Here is a 384-nt window from a genome sequence, read left to right on the forward strand (position 1 = left end):
GGAGGTATCCCAATTGCCGATGGGTTGGTTAAAGGCGGAGGCGCCTTTAAACATTTCATGCATATACCTTGTCTTGGAGGTATCCCAGTCACTGATATTAGTATTAAAGTGCTCCCTTCCTTTAAAGAGGCCACCCATATCAGTCACATGAGAGGTACAAAAACGGATTTGGCCTTGTTCCAGTTTATCGAGCTGGGCTTGGTCTTTAATGCTTTCATCGTCAACAACCAGATAGGTGTGACCTTGATGGTTGAAGGTGGTGCCGATATCTCTGTCATTACAGGTAACAGAAATACTTTCAATTGGGCCTTTTACATTAGAGGTATCCCACAGACTGATGTCTTGGTCAAAACTCGTGGCCTGTTTAAAGATGCCATGCATGTC

1 protein-coding gene is annotated in these 384 nt (G+C 44.3%); it reads right to left on the reverse strand.

From position 1 onward, the window contains the following. Positions 1-384: BspA family leucine-rich repeat surface protein (locus RH40_RS20200; RefSeq protein WP_338131530.1), on the reverse strand; the 384-nt coding region annotated here is incomplete at both ends.

Source organism: Vibrio caribbeanicus ATCC BAA-2122, assembly GCF_000165125.1.
GTDB lineage: Bacteria > Pseudomonadota > Gammaproteobacteria > Enterobacterales > Vibrionaceae > Vibrio > Vibrio caribbeanicus.